Annotated in this window: 13 protein-coding genes; 8 read left to right on the forward strand and 5 right to left on the reverse strand. The window is 69.7% G+C overall.

The genetic code is table 11. From position 1 onward, the window contains the following. The first annotated feature begins 17 nt into the window (after positions 1-17). The 3 genes from G3I60_RS25405 to G3I60_RS25415 are packed head-to-tail and all read left to right on the forward strand — an operon-like array spanning position 18 to position 3,249. Positions 18-1,358 carry an ABC transporter substrate-binding protein gene (locus G3I60_RS25405; RefSeq protein WP_138355499.1) on the forward strand — a complete coding sequence of 447 codons (1,341 nt, stop codon included), beginning with the start codon at positions 18-20 and terminating at the stop codon, positions 1,356-1,358. Further along, positions 1,355-2,338 carry a carbohydrate ABC transporter permease gene (locus G3I60_RS25410; RefSeq protein WP_138355498.1) on the forward strand — a complete coding sequence of 328 codons (984 nt, stop codon included), beginning with the start codon at positions 1,355-1,357 and terminating at the stop codon, positions 2,336-2,338. Before G3I60_RS25405 ends, G3I60_RS25410 begins: the two co-directional genes overlap by 4 nt. After that, positions 2,335-3,249 carry a carbohydrate ABC transporter permease gene (locus tag G3I60_RS25415; RefSeq protein WP_138355497.1) on the forward strand — a complete coding sequence of 305 codons (915 nt, stop codon included), beginning with the start codon at positions 2,335-2,337 and terminating at the stop codon, positions 3,247-3,249. The genes G3I60_RS25410 and G3I60_RS25415 overlap by 4 nt, the downstream gene beginning before the upstream one ends. Before the next feature lie 55 nt (positions 3,250-3,304). On the opposite strand, the gene G3I60_RS25420 is transcribed toward G3I60_RS25415, so the two are convergent. Together G3I60_RS25420 and G3I60_RS25425 are read right to left on the reverse strand one after the other, a co-directional pair. Further along, complete coding sequence (locus tag G3I60_RS25420) at positions 3,305-4,951, reverse strand: amidohydrolase (protein ID WP_164296921.1); 1,647 nt, start codon at positions 4,949-4,951, stop codon at positions 3,305-3,307. Between the two features lie 59 nt (positions 4,952-5,010). Then, a complete protein-coding gene (locus G3I60_RS25425) occupies positions 5,011-6,495 on the reverse strand; it encodes an APC family permease (RefSeq protein ID WP_203673828.1) in 1,485 nt (494 codons plus the stop codon). Between the two features lie 102 nt (positions 6,496-6,597). Between G3I60_RS25425 and G3I60_RS25430 the strand changes: the two genes are divergently transcribed. Together G3I60_RS25430 and G3I60_RS25435 are read left to right on the forward strand one after the other, a co-directional pair. Continuing rightward, on the forward strand, positions 6,598-7,341 hold the full coding sequence (locus G3I60_RS25430) for a TetR/AcrR family transcriptional regulator (protein WP_164296925.1): 744 nt from the start codon (positions 6,598-6,600) through the stop codon (positions 7,339-7,341). Next, positions 7,338-7,886, forward strand: a complete 549-nt coding sequence (locus tag G3I60_RS25435) for a putative glycolipid-binding domain-containing protein (protein WP_164296927.1) — start codon at positions 7,338-7,340, stop codon at positions 7,884-7,886. The genes G3I60_RS25430 and G3I60_RS25435 overlap by 4 nt, the downstream gene beginning before the upstream one ends. A gap of 122 nt (positions 7,887-8,008) precedes the next feature. Here G3I60_RS25435 and G3I60_RS25440 read toward each other — a convergent pair whose 3' ends face one another. Beyond that, positions 8,009-8,890, reverse strand: a complete 882-nt coding sequence (locus G3I60_RS25440) for a YegS/Rv2252/BmrU family lipid kinase (protein WP_164296929.1) — start codon at positions 8,888-8,890, stop codon at positions 8,009-8,011. Positions 8,891-8,921: 31 nt separating this feature from the next. Further along, positions 8,922-10,517: an FAD-binding oxidoreductase gene (locus tag G3I60_RS25445; protein WP_164296989.1), complete on the reverse strand. Its 1,596-nt coding sequence runs from the start codon at positions 10,515-10,517 to the stop codon at positions 8,922-8,924. Between the two features lie 74 nt (positions 10,518-10,591). Here G3I60_RS25445 and G3I60_RS25450 point away from each other — a divergent pair, with 74 nt between their 5' ends. Together G3I60_RS25450 and G3I60_RS25455 are read left to right on the forward strand one after the other, a co-directional pair. Next, complete coding sequence (locus G3I60_RS25450; protein WP_138355491.1) at positions 10,592-11,191, forward strand: TetR/AcrR family transcriptional regulator; 600 nt, start codon at positions 10,592-10,594, stop codon at positions 11,189-11,191. Next, a complete protein-coding gene (locus G3I60_RS25455; protein ID WP_164296931.1) occupies positions 11,188-12,792 on the forward strand; it encodes a glycerol-3-phosphate dehydrogenase/oxidase in 1,605 nt (534 codons plus the stop codon). Before G3I60_RS25450 ends, G3I60_RS25455 begins: the two co-directional genes overlap by 4 nt. Positions 12,793-13,354: 562 nt before the next feature. Here the strand turns inward: G3I60_RS25455 and G3I60_RS25460 are convergent. Then, a complete protein-coding gene (locus tag G3I60_RS25460) occupies positions 13,355-14,035 on the reverse strand; it encodes a TetR/AcrR family transcriptional regulator (RefSeq protein ID WP_343241783.1) in 681 nt (226 codons plus the stop codon). A 124-nt stretch (positions 14,036-14,159) separates the two neighbouring features. Between G3I60_RS25460 and G3I60_RS25465 the strand changes: the two genes are divergently transcribed. Further along, the gene (locus tag G3I60_RS25465) at positions 14,160-14,822 is read left to right on the forward strand and encodes an O-methyltransferase (RefSeq protein ID WP_164607757.1); all 663 of its coding nucleotides are present in this window, start codon (positions 14,160-14,162) and stop codon (positions 14,820-14,822) included. Positions 14,823-15,016 lie beyond the last annotated feature (194 nt).

The raw sequence follows: 15,016 nt of genomic DNA on the forward strand, positions 1-15,016 counted from the left end.
CCACCCATGGAGGCACCATGTCGGATGTCGGCTCGCCGGGCAGCAACAATCCGGGGTCATCGCCGAGTCGCCGCACCCTGCTCAGGGGAATGGCCGGCATCGCAGGTCTCTCCGTCGCGGGCGGACTGCTCTCGGCCTGTGACAGCTCCTCGTCCACACCGAGCGACAGCGGTTCGGCCGGGGGTCAGGTGACCTTCGGCTCCAACTACTCGGACCCCGCAGCGAAGACCGCGTTCGCGGCGCTGGCGGGCGCGGCCACCAAGGCGTCCGGTTCACCGATCAAGATCAACACGGTCGACCACAACACCTTCCAGACCAACATCACCAGCTATCTGCAGGGCACGCCGGACGACCTGTTCACCTGGTTCGCCGGCTACCGCATGCAGTACTTCGCGGCCCAGGGCCTCGCGCTGCCGATCGACGACGTCTGGGAGAAGATCGGCGGCAACTTCGGCCCCGCCGCCAAGAAGCTGTCGACCGGTCTGGACGGCCACCAGTACCTGGTGCCGATGTACAACTACCCCTGGGTGGTCTTCTACAACAAGAGCGTGTTCAGCGCGAAGGGCTACACCGTCCCCACCAACTGGGACCAGTACCTCGCCCTGGCCAAGAAGATGAAGACCGACGGCATGATCCCGATCGCCTTCGCCGACAAGGACGGCTGGCCCGCGCTGGGCACCTTCGACATCCTCAACATGAGGATCAACGGCTACGACTACCACATGAAGCTGATGAAGCACGAGATCCCCTGGACCGACCCGGGGGTGACCCAGGTGTTCGATCACTGGGCCCAGCTCATGCCGTACGTACAGAGCGGCGCCAACGGCCGGATCTGGCAGGACGCCGCCAAGGCCCTGGAGACCAAGCAGGCCGGCATGATGTTCCAGGGCACCAACCAGGTCGCCGCGCAGTACGTCACCGACAAGGCGAACCTCGACGACCTGGACTTCTTCGTCTTCCCCGAGATCAACCCGGCCTACGGCACGGACTACATGGACGCGCCCACCGACGGCTTCATGCTCAGCAAGAAGGCCAAGAACACCGTCGCCGCCAAGAAGATCCTGGAGTACATCGGCACCGGCGCGGCCGAAGCCGAGTTCCTCAAGACCGACCAGTGGGACGTCGGCCTGGCCACCGGACTGAAGGTGCCGTCCTACAACGCGATCCAGACGAAGTCGGTCGCCGAGATCGCCAAGTGCAAGGCCGTCGCCCAGTACATGGACCGCGACGCGGACCCCGCCATGTCCAACGCGATGATCTCCATCATCCAGAAGTTCATCGCCGACCCGAGTTCCGGCAACATCGCCTCGTTGCAGAAGAGCGCGGAGAGCCAGGCAAAGGCCATCTACACCTCATGACGACCACCCAAGCGCGACCCCCGGCGGCGAAGCAGCGCCGCCGGGGCGGCGTGCGCAAACTCTCCGGACGCGACAAGCTCGTCGTCGCACTGCTCCTCGGCATCCCGCTGCTGATAGAACTGGTCTTCATCTGGTTCCCGGCACTGGGCACCGTCCTGCTGTCGTTCACCAAGTGGAACGGCGTCGGAAGCCTCGGCACCAAGTCGTGCCTGCCCAACGTGCCCTCGATCATGAACAACGGCTGCCTGTACGGGGTGCAGAACTACCACCAGGCCGCCACGATCTACCCCGAGTTCTGGCCCGCCGTCCAGCACAACCTCATCTGGCTGGCCGTCTTCATCCTCTTCGCGACCCCGCTGGGCATGCTGTTCGCCGTCGTCATCGACTACGGCATCAAGGGCAGCCGGATGTACCAGAGCATCCTCTTCCTCCCCGTGATGCTCTCCCTCGCGCTGATCGGCATCATCTGGGAGTTCATGTACTCCCAGAACTTCGGGCTGATCAACACGGTCATCGGACGCAACGGCGACAGCAACGCCATCGACTGGCTCGGCGATCCACACCTCAACCTCTGGGCCGTCCTGGTCGAGGCGACGTGGCGTCAGTCCGGCTATGTGATGGTCCTGTACCTCGCCGGACTCAAGGCGGTGGACCCGACGCTGCGGGAGGCCGCCAAGGTCGACGGGGCCAACGCCTGGCAGACGTTCTGGCGCGTGGTCTTCCCGGTGATGAAGCCGATCAACATCGTCATCATGGTCGTCACCGTCATCGAGTCGCTGCGCGCGTTCGACCTCGTCTACATCACCAACAAGGGAATCAACGGCCTGGAACTGCTCTCGGTGCTGGTCACCTCCAACATCGTCGGCGAGACCCAGCGGGTGGGCTTCGGATCGGCGCTGGGCGTGGTGCTCCTGGTGATCTCACTGGTCCCGATCAGCATCTTCCTGTTCCAGACGTTCCGCCGTGAGGACACCCCATGACCACCGACACCCTGCCCCGCGTCACAGCGCAGCAGAGCTCCGGCGAACGGCCGAAGTCCCGCCCCTGGGGGCAGGTCAGCGCTCAGCTGTTCCTCGTCAGCGCCTCGGTGCTGTGGCTGCTCCCGATATTGTTCGCCCTGTACATCGCGCTGCGGCCGTACGCCGAGACGCAGAAGTACGGCTATGTCTCACTGCCGCACCACCTCACGCTGAAGAACTTCTCGCAGGCGTGGACGCAGTCGGACATGCTGCACTACTTCCTGAACTCGGTACTGATCACGGTTCCGGCGGTGGTGGTCGCCCTCGCGCTCTCCACCGGGGTCGCCTTCATACTGACCCGGGTCAACGTGAAGCTGAACGTCGCCCTGCTCATCCTGTTCACCGCGGGAAACCTGCTCCCGCAGCAGGTCATCATCACCCCCCTGTACCGGCTCTTCCTGAAGGTCCCGCTGCCGGAATTCCTCAGCGAGAGCGGTCTGCTGTACAACTCGGCCTTCGGCCTGATCCTCATCAACGTGGCGTTCCAGCAGGGCTTCTGCGTCTTCGTGCTGAGCAACTACATGAAGTCGATCCCGGAGGAGATGTACGAGGCGGCGCTGGTCGACGGCGCCGGCCTGTGGACCCGGTTCTGGAAGCTCACCGTGCCGCTGTGCCGCCCCGCGCTGGCAGCCCTCGCCACCTTGCTGACCACCTGGATCTACAACGACTTCTTCTGGGCGATCACCCTGATGTCGTCAGGTGACAAACGACCGGTCACCTCCGCACTGGCCAACCTGCAGGGCCAGTTCGTCAGCGATCAGAACCTGATCGCGGCCGCGGCACTGATCGCGGCCGTGCCCACCCTGGTGGTCTACGTCCTGCTGCAGAAGCAGTTCATCGCGGGCCTGTCCCTGGGATCGAGCAAGGGCTGAGCGCAACACCGCAAGTGCTCCCCGAAAGACGGCCGGTCACCCGGCCGTCGGTCCGTCAGCTGGCGTTCGGCGCCGCGTGGACGCGCTCGCCGCCGACATAGGTCAGTGCCACGGTGGTGTCACCGATGGCCTCCGGCGGGCCGTTGAAGGGATCACGGTCCAGGACCACCAGGTCGGCCAGCGCGCCGACGCGGATCGTGCCCGTGTCGTCCAGGTGGTTCACGTAGGCGGAACCCGCTGTGTACGCCGTCAGCGCGGTGCCCAGGTCGAGACGCTGCCCGGGCAGGAAGGCCGGGCGGTCCTCGCCGTGGCCGACGCGGTTGACCGCGACATGGATGCCCTGCATCGGGTCGGGGCTGCTCACCGGCCAGTCGCTGCCGGCCGCCAGCGTGGCACCGGCCCGCAGCAGGTCGCCGAACGGGTACTGCCAGGAGGCCAGTTCACCTCCCAGGAACGGGATGGTGAGCTCGTCCATCTGCGGTTCGTGGGTGGCCCAGAGCGGCTGCAGGTTGGCGACGGCGCCGAGGCGGGCGAAGCGCGGGACGTCGTCGGGGTGGACCACCTGCAGATGGGCGAGGTGGTGCCGGTTGTCGCGGCGGCCGTTGGCGGCGAGGGCCGCCTCGACGGCGTCCAGCGCCTCGCGCACGGCGCGGTCGCCCAACGCGTGGAAGTGGACCTGGAAGCCCAGGGCGTCCAGCTCCACGACATGGTCGCGCAGCGCCGCCGGGTCGACGAAGCTGAGGCCGCTGTTGGCGGTGGCGCAGCCGCAGGAGTCCAGATAGGGCGCCGTCATCGCGGCCGTGAAGTTCTCGGTGATGCCGTCCAGCATGATCTTCACCGAATCGGCCCTGAAGCGCCCGGCACGCAGCTGCTCGCGACGCTCGACCAGCTCGGCGATCTGCTCCGCGCCGCGTGAGCGGTCCCACCACAGGGCGCCGTTGACGCGGGCGGTGAGACGGCCGTCGGCGGCGGCGGTGAAGTAGGCGTCGGAGGGGTCGGGCTGGCCGTTGAAGACGCCGAGGATGGCGTCCTGCCAACTGGTGATGCCGAGGCCGTGCAGCACCTGCTGGGCGCGGAGCAGTCCGGCGAGGCGGTCGGCCGCGGTGGTCTTCGGGACCAGGCGCGCGACGAGCCCGGTCGCCCCCTCCTGCAGCATGCCGCCGGGGGCGCCGTCGGCCTCGCGCTCGATCCGGCCGTCGGAGGGGTCGGCGCTGTCGGCGGTGAGCCCGGCGAGCTCCAGGGCGCGGGTGTTGGCCCACGCACCGTGATGGTCGCGGTTGAAGAGGAACACCGGCCGGTCGGCGACGACGGCGTCGATGAGGTGGCGGGTCGGCACCCCGCCCTCGAAACTCTCCAGGGACCAGCCGCTGCCGGTGATCCATTCCCGCTCCGGGTACGCCTCGGCGTAGGCCGCGATCCGGCGCTGGTACTCGGCAAGGCTGGTGGTGCCCGTCAGATCGCACTCGCCCAGCTCGACGCCCGCGTAGACCGCGTGGACGTGGGCGTCCTGGAAACCGGGGATCAGCAGCCGCCCGGCGAGGTCCACCACCTCGGTCTTCGGACCGACCAGTTCGCGCACTTCGTCGTGCCCGACGGCGACGATGCGCTCGCCACGGACGGCCACGGTCGTGGCGCGGCTGCGGGCCGGATCCGTGGTGAGGGCGGGGCCGCCGGTGAAGACGAGGTCTGCGGCGTGGGTCATGGACTGCTCCATATGTCGTTTCGGTGGGGCGGAGGGCGTCAGGTCGTCGGGTGGGTGGTTCAGATGGTCGCGGAGGTTGGGACGGTGGTGGGCTCGGCGGAGAGCAGGTCCGCCGCGCCGGCATCGGTGGCCTGGCCGGCCACGAAGTAGGGCGACTTGCGGCCCCACTTGGCCCAGCCGGCGACCAGCAGACCGGAGAGGATCATCAGCACCGGCATCAGCAGCAGGAACCAGCCGTTGTCCGCCCGCAGAGCGAAGTGGTCGGCTGAGGTGGCGTACCCCCAGCACATGTACCCGGCGAGGGCGAACAGGACCAGTGCGCTGAGCACCGGCAGCACGACCGCCCGCACACCCTCCCAGAGGGTGTTGCGCAGCAGCCCGCGGAAACGCACGGCGGCGGCGACGGCGGTCAGACCGTAGGAGAGCGCGACGACGATGCCGATGGCACTGACCGAGGCGCTGATCAGCTCGCTGACCTTCGGGATGACCAGGGAGAGCGCCGCGACCACGGCGGCGATCGCACCGAGGAGCAGCGTTCCCGCCGCGGGCGTCCCGTACTTCGGGTGGATGCGGGTCCAGACCGGGCCGACGGTGCGGTCGCGGCCCATGGCGAACAGCCCGCGCACCGTGGGGATCACTCCGGCCTGCAGCGAGGCCACGGCGGAGAAGGTCAGCGCGACCAGGGGCAGTGCCGCGAGCGGCTGGTGGGCCAGCTGGTTGCCGAAGTAGGTCAGCCCCTGCGCACCGTTGTCGACGAGCTGGCCGGAGGAGAGGACCCGCTGGAAGGCCACCGCGCCGAGAAGGAACAGACCGAGCATGGTGAACACCGTGATCAGGCCGCCGCGGGAGGCGTCACGCGGGTCGCGCACCTCCTCGCTGACGCTGAAGGCGGCGTCGAAGCCCCAGTAGCAGAACACCGCCACCACCATGCCCTGGGCCAGCGCGGCGAGCGAGGGGATCGTGAAGGGGTTGAACCAGTCGAGGCTGAACGGCTGGGTGCCGGCGAAGAGGCCGTACCCGCAGAAGCCCAGCAGCACCAGGTACTCGAAGCCCAGGAGATAGCGCTGCAAGCGCGCGGCGACGTCGGCCCCGGTGACGGCGGCGAGCGTGGCGGCCACCAGCACCGTCATCCCGAGCAGCGTCGACTGCAGCGTGCTGTCGGGATTCAGGGTCAGTCCGGCCAGGCGGTGCAGTCCCGCCTGGCCGGCGAGCTGGATCAGGGCCGATCCGGTCACGGTCGTCGTGTAGGCGAGGAAGACGACGGTTCCGACGACGTTCACCCAGCCGGAGAGGAACCCCAGCCAGGGGCTGACCGAGCGGCCGACCCAGACGTAGCTGTTGCCGCAGTTGGGCTCGACCCGGTTGAGCCGGGAGTAGGCCGCGGCGATCCCCAGGATCGGCAGGAAGGCGAGCAGCATGATGATCGGCAGATGCAAGCCGACGATCCCGGTGAGCAGCCCCATCCCGAGGCCGATGCTGGTGGTCGCGGCGGTGGTGGACGCGGCGATGACCACGCCGTCCAGTACGCCGAGCGACCGTCTCATGTCTGTTGCCATCGGGCCACCGCTTCGCTCGGGACTGGGTTGGAGCGACATGCAATCCTGCGGGCTCTTAACACGTCAATGGTGTTGACATAAGCTCCCGCCATGACCGACCGGCAGATCCCGGGGACGGCGCGGCCGCGCCGCCGCCCCACGAAGCAGGGCACGGTGCTGTCCGAAGCACTGATCGTCGAGACCGCGCTGCGGCTGATCCGCCAGCACGGATCGGCCGCGCTGACCGTACGGCGGCTGGGCGCGGCACTGGGCGCGGACCCCAGCGCGCTCTACCGGTACTTCCGCAACACCGACGACCTGCTGCTCGCCGTCGCAGACGAGCTGATCGGCCAGGCCTTCGCCGGCTGGGCCCCGGCCGGCGACTGGCGCGCCGACCTGCGCGAACTGGGCCTGCGGATCCACTCCGCCTATCTCGAGCACCCGCAGGCCGCGATGCTGGCGGCCTACCGGGTCACCGGACGGCCGCACGAGGCCTTCGCCATCGAGTCGATCCTGGGCGTACTGCGCCGCGGCGGTTTCCCGGACCCCGAGGCGGTCCGGATGTACCACACCTTCGTCGACACAGGCCTGGCCTACGCGGCCCTCGACGCCGCCAGCGCCGCGCTCCCGCCGCAGGCCCGGGAGGCCGAGCGGCAGGTCTGGGAGCGGACCTACGCCTCCCTGCCGAGCACCACCCACCCCCACATCGCCGCCACTACGCGCCTGCTGCAGGCCGAAATGGGCCGCAGCGCCTACACCAAAACCCTGGACCTCGTCCTGGACGCGGCAGCGGCCCGCCTCGACACCCTGACGACCGGCAGGCCGTCACCGCCTCTCGCTAGCATGGAACGATGACCACATCTCATGTCCTGACCTGGGCGGTCAGCGAGAGCGACGGTTACGAGACAGCGTGGATCGAGGTCGACGACACCTCACTGCGGGCACGTGGCCGCGTGGTCGGCACAGTGCCCGAGCCCTACTGGATCACGTACGAACTCGACACCACGGAAGACTTCGTGACCCGCCGACTGCGGGCCACCTCCGAAATGGCGAGCAGGACCGTCGAGTTGGACCTGCGTCGCGCCCAGGACGGACGATGGACGGTGAACGGTGAACCGGCGCCCGACCTGGGCAGCGCGCTCGACTGCGACCTCGGCCTGTCCCCGCTGACCAACACCATGCCGGTGCTGCGCCATGCCCTGCACCGCGTCCCGGGCGAGCAGGACTTCCTGATGGCCTGGATCCGCGTCCCGGACCTCACGGTCCAGCCCAACCGACAGACCTACACCCACCTCGGCGCGAACCGCGTGCGCTACGCCTCGGGCACGTACCGGGCGGATCTCACTCTGGACGCCGACGGTCTCGTCGTCACGTACCCGGGTTTGGCTCAGCGCAGGTGAGTGCCTCCTGCTCCGCTGACCGCCCTGGATCGCAGGAGATCGCCGATGCGTTCGGCCGGGGCCGTACCGGCCCCGGCCGAACGCATAGGTGCGAGCGCCCCGCACGGTGCGTCAGCGACGCATCAGCACAGGACGCGAAGCGCCCCGGGCTGAACCCTTGCCGTCATGGGGAGGACGTTGTCGACCTCGCCGTCCGCGCCGAAGGGGATCTCGCGGTCCGCCACGATGCGGACTTCCTTGCCACGGAGGACCTCGATCTCGGGGCGGTTGATGTGCGCGCCGGTCTTCAGTTCGTTCATGATGGTGAAGAAGAGGCGCTTGGGCGCTTCGCGGATGATGACGACGTCCAGCAGCCCGTCGTCGAGGCGCGCGTCCGGGGCGATGAGGCGGCCGAAGCCGTAGTAGGCGGAGTTGGCCGCCACGACCGTGTAGCCGCGTCGCTCGCGGGAGACGCCGTCCACGGTGATGCTGAAGTCGGCAGCCCACCAGGTGGCCACCGCGCGCAGGCCGCCCGCGTAGTAGGAGGCGGAACCCCGCAGGAGGCGTGAGGTATTGGCGTGACGGTTGGCCAGCGCGTCGACGCCCGCGTAGACGCTGCCCAGGACGACGGTTCTGGTGTGGGCCGCCGACTCGACCGCGATCGTGTCGATGCGGCGCGGTGTGCCCTTCAGGAGCAGTTTGGCCAGCGCCGGGGGCTCGTTGGGAAGACCGAGGGCGCGTGCGAAGTCGTTTCCGCGGCCGGCGGGGACGATTCCGAGGACGGCGTCGGTGCCGCTGAGGGCGCCGCCGACGCAGCCCACTATTCCGTCGCCGCCGACGGCGAGGACGATGTGCCCCTGCTCGGCTGCCTTCAGCGCGATTTCCCGCGCGTGTTCCAAGCTGTGGCTGTACTGCGTGTCGAGCTGCGCTCCCGCTTGCCGGAGCAGGCGGGCCAGCGGGAGCAGGGCTGCTGTTCCGGTGGCGCCCCCGGCGGTGGGGTTGACGACCGCTGTGAACTGTCGCATGAGAGTGCCTCCGAAAGGCATGAGTGACCAGTCAGCGGATGGGAAGCAGGATGCCGGGGTTGAGGATGCCCGCGGGGTCGAGGGCCGCCTTGACGGCCTGCAGGACGTCCACCCCGAGCGGGCCGATCTCCTGGGTGTACCAGTCGCGATGATCGGTCCCCACGCCGTGGTGGTGAGTGATGGTGCCGCCGGCCGTGAGGATGGCGTCGTTGGCGGCGCGCTTGGCCGGTGCCCAGTGGGCGACCGGATCCTCGCCCTGGGCCGAGACCACGGTGAAGTAGAGGGACGCGCCGGTCTCGTAGACGTGGGAGATGTGGCACATGACGAGCGGCGGGGTTCCCGCCGCGGTCAGGGTGTCGTTGAGCGCCTTGCGCACGGCTTCGTAGAGGGCCGGGATGCGGGACCAGAAGGCCGCGGTCTCCAGGGTCTCGGCGAACGCACCCGCGTCGAGCAGCGAGTCGCGGAGGTAGGGCGCTGAGTAGCGGCCATGGGCCCACTTCTCGCCGGCCGCGTCCACGAGTTCGCCTCCGCAGGAGCGCAGGACGGCGGCTGCCTGGGCGCGCCTGTTCTCCGTGTCCTCGGCGGTGCCCTCGTACCCGGCGACGGCCATGACGCCGGCGGGTTGGGGGGCGGCCGGCTGTCCGCCGATGCTGTCCGGCTGAGCCAGTCCGACCAGCGTCTCCGTCTCGTCCGAGAGACGCAGCACGGTGGGCAGCGGGCCGTCCTGGGCGAGTCGGCGCAGTGCGGTTGCGCCCGCCTCGAAGGTGGCGAATCTCCAGCCCTCGTAGACCTTGACCACGGGGACCGGTCGGATGCGTACGGTCACCGAGGTGATGACGCCGAACGCGCCCTCGGAACCGAGGATCAGCTGACGGAGGTCCGGGCCGGCGGCGGACCGGGGCGCACGGCCCACTTCCAGGGTGCCTTCAGGCGTGGCCACCGTCAGGCCCAGCACCATCTCGTCGAACCGGCCGTAGCCGGCCGACGCCTGCCCGCTGGAGCGGGCCGCGGCGAATCCACCGATGGTCGCCCACTCGTAGGACTGCGGGAAATGCCCCAGGGTGAAGCCGTGTGCGGCGAGCAGTGCCTCCGCCTGCGGTGCGCGGAGCCCGGACTGCAGGGTCGCGGTGCGGGAGACCTCGTCGACGGAGACCAGGCTGTCCAGGCGGCGCAGGTCCAGCGCGACGAAGGGGCCCGGTCCGGTGGGAGCAAGTCCACCGACCACCGATGTGCCGCCGCCGAAGGGGACCACCGCCACGCCGTGCTCGGCGCAGACCCGCAGAACGTCGAGGACGTCCTGGTGGGATCCCGGCAGCAGCACGGCATCCGGTAGGTCGTCGACCTCGCCGGCGCGGATCCGCAGGAGGTCGGGGGTGGACTTGCCGCGGGTGTGCCGGATCCGGGTCTCCGCGTCGGTCCGCAGCTGGGCCGGGTCGCCGAGGCAGTCGGCGAGAGCCCGGCGGGCCTCGGCACCGAGGCCGGACTCCGGCACGACGATGTCGCCGAGCACGGTTGCCTCGGCGCTTCGGGGCTTGACGCCGAGCAGGTCTCGCAGCAGGCCGAGCGCTGAGTCGGGCAGCGGTGCCGCCTTGGCCGGGTCGCCCCAGCCACTCCACAACATGTCCACCATCAGTGCTTCCTTACCGATCGGATCCGCGGGCGCTGTGTTCCTCGGCCCCCGCTGGCATTACACTGTGACAGATGACGCCCATTCGTCACAAGCACTCGGACAGCAGCGCTGTACTCGACGCGGCACGCGACTGCGTTCTGGCCGTCGGCGTTCGCCGGACCACCCTGACCGACGTGGCCCGGCGTGCCGGGGTCTCGCGTATGACGCTGTACCGCAAGTGGCCGGACGTACGGACACTCGTGGGCGACCTGATGACCCGCGAGTGGGTCGCCGTCGCAACGGACGCCCTGCCCGGGCACGACCCCTCGGCTCCCACCCTCGTGCGGCTGGTCGACGGCCTGACGGCCGGCGTACGGGCGTTCCGCGCCCATCCGCTCTTCCACAAGATCATCGACGTCGATCCCGAACTGCTGCTCCCGTATGTGCTCGACCGCCGGGGGGCCAGTCAGGACGCACTGCTGGAGCTCCTCGTCGCGGCCCTGCGGGAAGGGCACGCCGACGGATCCGTCCGTGCGGACCACCCGGTCCGGCAGGCCCGTTCCCTGCTGCTCATCGCCCAGGCCTTCACGCTTTCGTTGCGCACGATGTCCGACGAGACCGACCCCGACCTGACCGCGGCAGCTTTCGACGATGAACTGCGGACGATCCTGGAGAGGACCCTCACGCCATGAGCTCCCACCCGCTGCCCCGTCCGGCCCGAGCCTCCTCCTCCCTGAACGCCGGGCGCCGGTCCCGGGAACTGGCCGAGGTCGCCGACGGCATGAAAGTCGACGTCCTGGTCGTCGGGCTCGGTGCGACCGGCGCCGGCGTCGCCCTCGACGCAGCGTCCCGCGGCCTGTCGGTGGCCGCGATCGACGCCCACGATCTCGCTTTCGGGACATCCCGGTGGAGCTCGAAGCTGATCCACGGCGGCCTGCGCTACCTCGCCTCCGGCCAGCTGGACGTGGCCTACGAAAGCGCGGTCGAGCGGGGGGTGCTGATGGAGCGCACCGCCCCGCACCTCGTCCATGCCCAGCCCTTCGTTCTGCCGCTGACACCGTTGGTCACACGGCAGCAGGCCGCACTGACCTGGGCCGGATTCAGAGCGGGCGACCTGCTCCGCGCGTCGGCCGGCACCTCCCGCCGCGCCCTGCCGGCCCCCCGCCATCTGTCCGCGGTGGAGACCCGGCATCTCGCCCCCGCTCTGCGCCAGTCCGGGCTGCGGGGCGGACTTCTGTCCTGGGACGGCCAACTGAGCGACGACGCCCGGTTGGTGACCGCTCTCGCCCGCACCGCCGCGACCCGCGGCGCAAGGATCCTGACCCGTGTCCGTGCGCTGGAGCTCACCGGCGCCGGAGCCAGGGTGCGGGACGAACTGACCGGTGAGGAAACGCAGATACGGGCCCGCGCCGTGATCAACGCGGCAGGAGTATGGGCAGGCGGTCTCGTCGAGGAGGTACGACTGCGCCCGTCCCGCGGAACCCATCTCGTGCTGCGATCCCAGGACCTCGGCATGATGACCGCCGGGATGCACATCCCGATTCCCGGCGAGAGCAACCGCTTCGCACTCGTGCTGCCGCAGGGCGACGGACGCGTCTACGTCGGACTGACCGACGAGCCCATCGAGGGACCGGTCCCGGATGTCCCGGACGTGCCCGAGACGGACATCGGCTTCCTGCTCGACGTCCTGGGATCAGCTCTCGAGGTGTCCCTCGACCGTACGCATGTCGTGGGCGCGTTCGCCGGCCTGCGTCCGCTGCTCGACATCACCACCTCGGAGCCGGGCTCCCACGGACCGGATCGCACCGCCGACATCTCCCGCCGACACGCGGTGCTGACCTCGCCCCAGGGCGTCACGACGATCGTCGGCGGCAAGCTCACCACGTACCGGCGGATGGCCCAGGACGCGGTGGACGCCGCCGTCACCACCCGCCGCCTCGCCGCCGGACCGTGCCGCACCGCATCCATTCCGCTGGTCGGAGCGGCGCCGCCGCGAACCCTGACGACGCTCGACGCCCCCGCCCGCCTGATCGAGCGCTACGGAATCGAGGCACCGGCGGTCCACGCCCTGGGCGCCGCTGAACCCGAACTCCGCACCCCCGTCGCCCCCGGCCACACCGTCACAGCAGCCGAGTTGGTCTGGGCGGTGCTCCACGAAGGAGCACTGGACGCGTCCGACCTCCTGGATCGCCGTACTCGCACCGGCCTGGTTCCTGCCGACCGGGAGGCGGCCATGGGCGCGGCGAACGAAGCACTCGCCAGGGGCGACGCGTCGGATCGGCTCTCCACCTGAGGGTCGGTCACCACGGGCCTGGGCGTGACCTCACGCGCAGGTGTCGTGGACGGGCGAGCACGCGGGGGATGCGTCCGGCCAATTCGTGGCGACTACTATGAGGTACGAGTCGATCACAAAAGGTAATGGAGGCGGCGTGATGCTGGGTCTGGTTCCTGGAGCGAAAGCCGAGTCAGGGATGCGCAGCCTGGGGCTCGATGAGATCACCTCGCGGCCCACGGCTCTCAAGTGCATGGGCCGCAGCTACACTGCCGCACGGTCCGACGGTGCGGTGGTCATCCAGGACGTCACCGACATCACGCGTCCGCTCCCTCTGGGTAGAGCCGAACCCCGCTCGGGAAATCTGTGGAGCGTCCGCACTCCCCGGGGCCTGTTGGCCGCCTGCACCGATGAGACCCTGCACGCGATCGCGGCGCTGAGGGAAGCCAACTGGCCGCCCCGTGACCCCTGTCCGCAAGGGGGTCGGGGGTCGGGAACCGTCTAGCGGAGGCTGTGTTCTGCGGCCTCAGCCCGTGCTGTCCGCGCGGTCCGCTCAGTGCGGGCGGTGTCAGTGCGCGCAGAGTCAGTGCGCGCGGTGAAGGAAGGCGTCCACGAGCCGGTCGGTGAAGGCGCGGTCGATCGGTTCGCCGGTCACCAGGAAGCGGTAGTAGACGGGGCCCACGATTTGGTCCGTCTCGGCTGCGACGTCCAGGCCGGCGGGCAGGTTGCCGCGGTCCACGGCGCGGTCCAGGGGGAGGCGGTCGCGGCGGCGCTGTTCGTCCAGGTACCGGTCCTGGAGGTCGGCGGCGAAGACCGGGTCGAGTTGCGCCTGGGCCATCAGTGCCTTGAGGACGGCTCCGGAATCGGACCGGCTGAGGAAAGCGGCGAGCCAGCTCAGGTGGTCGCGCAGATCGCGGGCGACGTCGCCGTGGTCCGGCGGGGCGGGTTCCTCGGTCACGTCCTGGAGGAAAGCCTCCATGAGGATGTCGGTCTTGGTGTTCCACCAGCGGTAGATCGTCTGCTTGGCCACGCCGGCACGCGCCGCGATGCCTTCCACCGTGACGCCCGCGAACCCCTTCTCGGCGAGCAGGTCGTCGACCGCCTCCAGTACCGACTGCCGGGCCTTCGCGCTCCTCCCGTGACGGTTCCCGTGGTGGCCCCGGCCCGCGGTGCCGACGGAGCTGTCCGCTGCGGCGCCCTTTGCGACTCGGCCCGCCAGGTCATTGGCCGTCAGGTCACTGCCCGCCACGCCACTGCTCGTCACGACGGTGTCCTCCTCGGCGGTGCTCTCCTCGGCGGTTTCTGCCGAACCTGCTGTGCCGCCTGTGCTTCGCCCCAGGATAGACCTCGCCCTAGACGCAACGCAACGGTGCGTCTAGCCTAGAGCCATGACGCACACCAGCACCCTTACCGACCCCCGTGTCGAGGCCGCCCTGCGCCGGATGTTCGCGGAGGCGGCGCAGGACGACGCGACCGTGGCCCGCATCATGGCCGGGCGGCACGGCGACCGCGGATGGCCGACACCGCAGGAGCACGCCGACGCCGTGGCCGAGGTCTACATGCCGATCTCCGCAGCGGGTGGCCAACTGCTCTACAACCTGGTCAGGGCGATCCGGCCGGCCACCGTCGTCGAGTTCGGCATGTCCTTCGGGATCTCCACGCTGTACTTGGCGGCCGCAGTCCGGGACAACGGCACCGGGCGCGTCGTCACCACGGAACTGAGCGAGGCCAAGATCGCGGCAGCTCGCCTCACCTTCTCCGGGACCGGCCTGGAGGACGTGGTGACCGTGCTGGAGGGCGACGCCCGCGACACCCTCGGCCGGCTCGGCGCCCCCGCCGACTTCGTCCTGCTCGACGGCTGGAAGGACCTCTGTCTTCCCGTACTGGGGCTACTGGAACCGCACTTGAAGCCCGGCACCCTCGTCGTGGCCGATGACGTCGACCTGCCCGCCCTGGGCCCGTACCTGGAGTACGTGCGCACGCCGGCGAACGGCTACCAGAGCGTGACCTTCCCCGTCGAGGACGGCATGGAGATCAGCTGCCGCCTCTGAACGGCGGTTGAGCGGACAACCACCGGGCCGATAGCCGCCGGCGGTACCCCGCTGTCATCATCACGTCCCACGGGACGGATCATGGTCCCGGCCAACGGAATCCGCCGAACCGGGCCCCGTACAGGCCGAACCCGGCCCCTGCACAGGCCGACCCGGGCCCCGTACAGGCCGACCCGCTCACCGGGTGATCGCGG

The organism is Streptomyces sp. SID13666, assembly GCF_010548325.1.
Classification (GTDB): Bacteria; Actinomycetota; Actinomycetes; order Streptomycetales; family Streptomycetaceae; genus Actinacidiphila; species Actinacidiphila fildesensis.